This is a genomic window from uncultured Candidatus Kuenenia sp. (genome assembly GCF_900696675.1).
In the GTDB taxonomy this organism is placed as follows: Bacteria; Planctomycetota; Brocadiia; order Brocadiales; family Brocadiaceae; genus Kuenenia; species Kuenenia stuttgartiensis_A.
In genome coordinates this window covers 1-7,241 of sequence record NZ_CAADGZ010000151.1, presented here as the reverse complement: position 1 = coordinate 7,241, position 7,241 = coordinate 1, and the positions used below count along the sequence as shown (strand labels likewise).

8 protein-coding genes are annotated in these 7,241 nt (G+C 36.8%); all 8 read left to right on the top strand.

The window, feature by feature from the left end; genetic code table 11:
• Positions 1-351: 351 nt before the first annotated feature.
• The 8 genes from QZT26_RS15415 to QZT26_RS15380 all read left to right on the top strand — a co-directional run bounded on the left by QZT26_RS15415 (position 352) and on the right by QZT26_RS15380 (position 7,120).
• On the top strand, positions 352-2,496 hold the full coding sequence (locus tag QZT26_RS15415) for a TonB-dependent receptor (protein WP_295103406.1): 2,145 nt from the start codon (positions 352-354) through the stop codon (positions 2,494-2,496).
• A gap of 437 nt (positions 2,497-2,933) precedes the next feature.
• Positions 2,934-3,365 carry a hypothetical protein gene (locus tag QZT26_RS15410; protein WP_099324848.1) on the top strand — a complete coding sequence of 144 codons (432 nt, stop codon included), beginning with the start codon at positions 2,934-2,936 and terminating at the stop codon, positions 3,363-3,365.
• Positions 3,366-3,486: 121 nt separating this feature from the next.
• Positions 3,487-3,891, top strand: coding sequence for a hypothetical protein (locus tag QZT26_RS15405; protein WP_099324847.1), 405 nt, complete (start codon positions 3,487-3,489; stop codon positions 3,889-3,891).
• Positions 3,892-4,000: 109 nt separating this feature from the next.
• Positions 4,001-4,231, top strand: coding sequence for a hypothetical protein (locus QZT26_RS15400; RefSeq protein ID WP_099324846.1), 231 nt, complete (start codon positions 4,001-4,003; stop codon positions 4,229-4,231).
• Positions 4,221-5,708: a restriction endonuclease gene (locus QZT26_RS15395; protein ID WP_295103403.1), complete on the top strand. Its 1,488-nt coding sequence runs from the start codon at positions 4,221-4,223 to the stop codon at positions 5,706-5,708. The genes QZT26_RS15400 and QZT26_RS15395 overlap by 11 nt, the downstream gene beginning before the upstream one ends.
• Positions 5,709-5,921: 213 nt before the next feature.
• A complete protein-coding gene (locus QZT26_RS15390; protein ID WP_295103401.1) occupies positions 5,922-6,296 on the top strand; it encodes a hypothetical protein in 375 nt (124 codons plus the stop codon).
• Positions 6,297-6,599: 303 nt separating this feature from the next.
• Positions 6,600-6,848: a DUF433 domain-containing protein gene (locus QZT26_RS15385; protein ID WP_197705380.1), complete on the top strand. Its 249-nt coding sequence runs from the start codon at positions 6,600-6,602 to the stop codon at positions 6,846-6,848.
• Positions 6,848-7,120 carry a DUF5615 family PIN-like protein gene (locus QZT26_RS15380; protein ID WP_295103397.1) on the top strand — a complete coding sequence of 91 codons (273 nt, stop codon included), beginning with the start codon at positions 6,848-6,850 and terminating at the stop codon, positions 7,118-7,120. Before QZT26_RS15385 ends, QZT26_RS15380 begins: the two co-directional genes overlap by 1 nt.
• Positions 7,121-7,241 lie beyond the last annotated feature (121 nt).

Sequence of the window (7,241 nt, the reverse complement as noted above, 5' to 3'; positions counted from 1 at the left end):
GTTTAAAGTAGTACAATAGCGCTACCACAATTGCTAAAAAACGGATATCTGTTATCGCTTTTTGCCAATCTTGGTAGTGGAAAATACTGATTTTCGCATTGCGAAAATCGTTTGCAGGATTTAGGTATATGAATATCTGTGCGTGTCAAGCATTTTTATGAACGAATAAGGTTTATGGAGTTGCTTTGAGAAAATCTTATTTGTATAATCCCGGAAATTTTCACGTTGAGAATAAAAACCTGCCCGGCTCATAAAGATGAGACAATGTGCCTTGCATTTTTTCTGCGCAATTTTTTTTATCCTTAATAGCAAATGCTTAATAGCCATTCTCTGGCAAATTCAGGCGTTAAAATGAAAAGATTGATTATTACAGCATTTTTCGCAATTTACACAAGTTTCACCATGATGCCTGTCCTGGCGGAAGATTTCCCCTACCAAGAAAATACGGAACCTGTTGAAATTACCAATGCAATTCATGAGGAGATCAGATGGTTGCTGGCGGAAACCGAAGTTGCTATATCGACCAGGCATGGGGTGCGCATAAGCAAGGCGCCGGGCATAGTAACGGTATTAAATGGTGAGGAGATTTCCCATTCCGGATATCGTACCTTCTCTGAATTATTGCGGACTGTGCCGGGCTATGAAATACTAAAATCGGGGAATTTTGGCGGAATATTTCCTGCGGTGAGGGGTCTTGACGGCGCAAACAGGGTGCGGGTAATGATTGATGGCCACTTTGTGAATAATCCCTTAGACGGCAGCGCTTTTGGCAATTTTGACGATTTCCCGTTAAAAAATATTAAGAAAATAGAGATTATACGCGGACCGGGTTCCGCATTGTACGGAGAAAATGCCTTTTTGTCGGTGATTAATATTATTACAAAAAACGGGGCAGATATAGACGGCATACTGGTGGACAGCGGTTTTGGAAGCTATGACACGTTGGAGGAAAACATTGTGTTTGGCAAGCGATATGGAAACATTGAAGTTTCCGGCATGATGCATTACAGAGATACGAATGGTTATGACGGCATTGTAGAAAGCGACAGCCAGTCTGTGCTGGATAAATCGTTGTCCCCTTATGGATTTCCCGCCGTATCGCAAGCCCCTGGAGAGGTAGAGGACTGGAGAAGGGAGTATAGTCTGCATTTAAAAATGGCGTATAAGGATGTTTATCTGCTGGGATGGTATAACAATAAAAACCGGGGGCCTTTTATCGGCCCTCAGCACGCACTGGCCGATGAATCAGATATTGAGAGCAATTATGTATTTGCCGAGGTTGGATACAAAAAAACATTTGAAGATATCTTTACCGTAAAACCGAGGGTTTATTACGATCAATTCGACGACGATTCCTACGTTGAATCTTTTCCGGAAGGCGCAACCCTGTCCTTTGACACAAACAACGACGGCGTCTATGATACTTTTAAAACATATCCCGACGGCTTTGTTGGCGACGGGAAAGTGATACAGAGAATTATTGGCGCAGAGATGCCTTTCGACTATGAACTATTTGACGGCAATATCATTACAGTGGGTTTTGAATATCGGCGTATTCAGCAAACAGACGTCAGGTATTCGGCAAATTTCGACCCGTTAACCATGGACCCGCTGGAATCGATGAAAGATTTTACGGATACCTATCCTTTTCTGAAAGAAACGACGAGGAATATCTGGTCTGTTTATATACAGGATACCTGGGATATTACCGAGGATATAAGCCTTACTTTAGGCGCCAGACATGATGAATATAATGATTTTGGCAATGCGACGAGTCCCCGCTCCGGTTTGACCTGGAAGTTTATGGAGAACGCTACGTTGAAGTTTTTATATGGCGAAGCATTTCGCGCACCAAGCTTTCTTGAGATGTTTACCGTGAATCAGCCTGCAAGATTGGGGAATGAGGATTTGGACCCGGAGATTATCCGCACAATGGAAATGGGATTGATGTATACCTTCAACAAACATGTCACGAGCAGTATTAATTACTTTAACAATAATATCAAAAATCTTATAATGCTCCGCGCCCTGGATTCTGCCAGTGAGACCTGGCAGTATGATAATTTCGGTGATGCGCGTGTTCAGGGATTTGAGGTAGAGACGAAGATAAATGTATCACCTGGCAATTATGTGTTTTTTAATTATACGTTTCAGGATCCGGAGGATGATCACGGAAATGAGCTGCCCTTTGTGGCGAAGCATAAAGGCAACATTGGGATCAATGCGCAGCCATGCAGATACATAAACACAAATGCAAGCGCCTTTTTTAGCGGGAAACGATACCGGGAGGAGGATGACGGCAGGGACGATATGCCCTCATATGCATTGGTAAATCTTTCTGTTACCGGGAAAAATTTTTTTGGCACAATGAACGTGCAGGGCACGATATTTAATGTGTTTGATAAAGACTATAAAGACCCCGGGCCTGTTTCCATAGCAGAGGATTTGCCAAGGCCGGGGAGGACGTATTTTGTAGGATTAAGTTATCAGTTTTAACACAAAGGAAACATCAACGGGCATTTGGTCGCAACGGGGATGAAAATAAATAATCCGGTGATTTAGGGGACACCATACTTAATTTGGAACATTTCCATTCTTTTTTTGCAACCCCTTCATGTCCCTGAGCAGGTTCAGATTCGCAATATGAAATAGTAAAAATTCTAAAGTCCTTGATATTGTACCGATTTCCTGTTTTGCCTTTAATATAAAGGGTTTGTAAGCGTTATATCAATTTTATTCATTACGATTAATTCTATCCTTTTGGGTTGATTTTAGTACAAAATTGGTACAGTTGTTATTTTTGCATTTTTTTAATCAAAATATAGCGTGAATCTTGAAGAAGGAGAGGAAAAGGAGATTGAGATTGTGTTGAAAGAAAAGTGATTATTATAAAGGCCATTTAACATTATTCTAAAAATTGTGGAGGGATTGATATGAAAAAAATAATGATATTTTTAATATTGATGGTAATAGTTGCAATTCCTATAACTATTGTTTTTGCAGATGATATTGAGGTGTTTGATAGAATTACAGAAGATTTAGAATTGGGAAGCGTCCTCGTTAAGGCTGGTGAGGGCATAACAGAACGTTATGATATTGAAACACTTGGAAACAAAATTCCACATCAAATATTGGCAAATGTAGAATCTGGAAGCTGGATATTTAATCTTCCTACCACTGCAATTGTTTATTTAGAACCCGATGATAAAGCAGATAATATTATTGAATATTGGGACGTGGCATTTGCGAATACGAAAAAGGGGAAAATTGTTTTCTATCGTACCATTGTTAATAATGATGTTATAGACAGAGATTCTTACGCATGGAATTTAAAAATTAAATGTAAATTAATACGTTATAAATAGAGGTTAGCATAAAATTGATTGAACAACATTTTTTTAAATTTCTATGATAGTACCTTGCTTAATTCATTTAATTAAAATTTAATATGATGTCACTTTAATTGCCAAAGAAGGAGAATGAAAAATGTATAAAATATTTATTTGTTTAACAGTACTTTTTGTTAGCACAACAACTCTTTTTGCAGATAGGGTTAAAATTAATGATAAAGGTATTGTAGATGTTGAGTTTGAGTCGATTGAGGTTGGAGCAGGTAGTTTTGACTCACAAATATTTATAATTGGTAACATAGAATCTGAAATTAGAGGTGTTATGGGATTTGCAGATATTGGTGGTGATTATGGTAGTTATGAAAGGCAATTGCCTATTACATCTACGTATGATAACCCAGCACATTATTTTACTGTTTCTTTGGCATACTCAGAATCAGACAAAGCAGTTATATGCATCCGGGAATGCTGGAATAATTCAGATGAGGATTATGAATTTCCAGAACTGTATTTTGAATTAAGGTGGCTGATATTAAAATAGAAAAGATTTGATATGGAAAAACGTGGTTAGCGACTATTACCTTTAAAATCCGAAAATAGGAAAATAACCGTTTATTATACTCCATTATTGAAATGAAGGAATATTAAGTATGGCAAGAAATTATGATGTGATGATCAGAAATGTATTGAGAAGCATGGAATCAAGGAGCCAAACGAGAGGTTCGAGTAGCGGAGCTACTATGTGGAAAGCAGAAATCAGACATGAAGGTTTAAATAAATACCGCGTTATTCGTGGGCGTGACAGGGATGTAGTGGAACAAATGGCTGAGACGAAGATTGTCGCATGGAATGAAATGTGGAAAGTTGAAAATGGAAAATAGACAGTTAAAAACTAAATTGGCAATTGAACAAACCAAAGAAGCAACAGAAGCTATAAAAGAAATAGAGGTCATTCTAAAGCATGCGCTGAATAAAAACTATACAATTGAGTGGGAAGCGTTGAAGAATGAATCTAAATTCCTTAAGCAAAAACCTCAACTACCAGAACTATTAGAAATTTCTAAGCTGCCGAAGAGAACTAATCAATATTACCAGCCAAAATTTGAATTTTTGGACAAAATATTCCCTTCGCGTAAACAAGAAAAAACAGACCGTGCGGAACGTTTATTTAAAATTAATTATAATGAGTGGCTAGAAGCTAAAGAAGAAATTACCAAAAAAAATGAAGAACTTCAGAAACTATATCAAGACAAACTAAAACTATGGGAAAAAGAGGAACGAGAATTTCTTGAAAAACAAAAAAGAAATATTGAAATATATAGAATAAAAGAACAATATTTTGAGAAACAACCTCATGCTTTAATTAAATATTGTAAGTATGTTTTATCAACCTCAGATTATCCATATTATTTCCCCCAGGAATTTGACCTGGATTATAACCCCGAAACAAAAATAATGATTGTAGATTACTCATTACCTCCCATTGATGCACTCCCAAGATTAAAGGAAGTAAAATATATCAAAACGAGGGATGAGTTTTCAGAAAGTTTTCTTGCAGATTCAACAGTTAATAACCTTTATGATGATCTTATTTATCAAATCACACTAAGAACAATTCATGAACTATACGAATCTGATGTTGTAAATGCCATTGACTCAATCATTTTTAATGGCATTGTGGAGTCAATAGATAAAGCCACAGGACAAACAATAACTGCCTGCATAGTATCTGTTCAAGCAAATAAACAGAAATTTTTGTCAATTAATTTAGAACATGTAGACCCAAAGGCTTGTTTTAAGAAACTAAAAGGCATTGGCAGTTCAAAACTTCACAGTCTAACACCAATTGCACCAATATTACAGATTAGTCGTGAAGACAAAAGATTTGTATCTTCCTACCAAGTTGTTGACGAATTAGGCGGCACTTACAATCTCGCCGCAATGGATTGGGAAGATTTTGAACATTTGATCAGAGAGCTTTTTGAAAAGGAATTTTCTCAATCTGGAGGAGAGGTTAAAGTTACCCGTTCTAGCAGAGATGCAGGGGTTGATGCAGTAGCTTTTGATCCCGATCCAATCAGAGGAGGCAAAATAGTAATTCAAGCCAAACGTTATACAAATACTATCGGTGTTTCTGCCGTTCGTGATCTTTTTGGAACTGTCATGAATGAGGGTGCAACAAAAGGGATATTAGTGTCTACTGCCGACTATGGTCCTGATGCATATGAATTTGCCAAAGGAAAACCACTTACATTGCTAAACGGCAGCAATCTTTTACATTTACTTGAGAAACACGGTCATAAAGCAAAGATAGATTTAAAAGAAGCAAAGCAAATATTGGCAGAACAAGAGAAGTAGAAAAACAATTCTAATCCTAAATAATACAGCAAGATTGAATAAAAAATAGAGAAAAAATGTTACAGTGCCCATCATGCAAATTAATGAGTCCTGATGATGCAGAATCTTGTGAATGCGGATATCGCTTTCCACCATCAGAAAATAGAAAATATTTCTTGAATCCAGAGAATAAAGGAAAAAAATCAACTCAAACTATTTGGATTGTTGTTTTTATTGGCAATAATATCAATTCTCGTAATAGGGTGGGTTATATTCTCGTATGTTTCAATAGAAAAAAAATACGGAGCAATATTTAATCAGGGAGACAAAAGGAATAAAAAGTTAGAAGGAATTATAAAACTGTCTGCTAATCAAAAAGAACAATATGTTACCCTGGATGGTTATGATGCAGGCACTAATCCACCAATTACTATACATAATATAAATCTTTGGAATGATTATAAAAACCGTTCAAAGGGAATCTCTGTAACCGCTAAACATGGCGATAGAGTAAAGCTTATAAGGCGCGAAGGCAATGGTGTACTGGTAGAAACTTTAAATGGCAAACGTGGGTGGGTAACATATTATTTGATAAAGGAGTTGAAGTAAGTCTTGTTTTTATCTGTTTTACCGAGGAGTAAAAGGGTCACATCTTAAATATTAAGTAAGAAGCCGAAGGGGTCGAATCTTTCAAATTGACAAATTACATTCTAATAGACACGATTAGCGACGTGTTTTTTGTTTTGCTATCACTAAAGACTTGGATTACTTGTAAAACCTTGATAAATAAGCCAAAGTCCGCAATTTGAAAAAATACGTCAATTTCATTAGATGTTTATTATCTGACGGGGTAGGGTTGACCAACTGGGGAAAAGCAGGGTCAACTATTTTTGGATTAAAAAGGGGGTTAAAATGCCTGAGATTAATTGGAGAAATTTTATACATTCAGATCCGGAAATTTTGCTTGGTAAGCCAGTGGTAAAAGGAACGAGATTATCCGTGGAATTCATTCTGGGTCTTTTTGCAAACGGCTGGACAGAGCGGCAAATAATTGAAAACTATCCAACATTAACAAAGGAAAGTTTGCGTGCTGTATTTGCCTTTTCAGCCGAGTGCATGCGCGAAGAAGCATTATATACAATTCCTTCAGGGACAAATTGATGGATTTTTTGGCAAATGAAAATTTTCCGGGCGTCAGTATTCGAATCTTACGTGGTAACGGTCATAATGTAGCATCTGTAATTGAAGATACGCCTGGACTCAAAGATTTCAATGTTTTAAAGCGTGCTTATGAGGAAAATCGGATAATTTTGACGTTTGACAAAGATTATGGAGAATTGATCTATAAGTATAGATCAGTAACTACTGTTGGCGTTGTATATTTCCGTTTAGATCCTTTTACACCTGAAGAGCCTGCTCAAATTTTATTGTAACACTTTAGTTCTTTGAAAAATTAACAAGCGATATTATAAGTTAAGCCGGAAGTGGTTTTTGTTAAAAGAGCTTTTTTGGCGTATGCCAGAAGGTTTTCCACGGGGTTGTCTCCTTGCAATT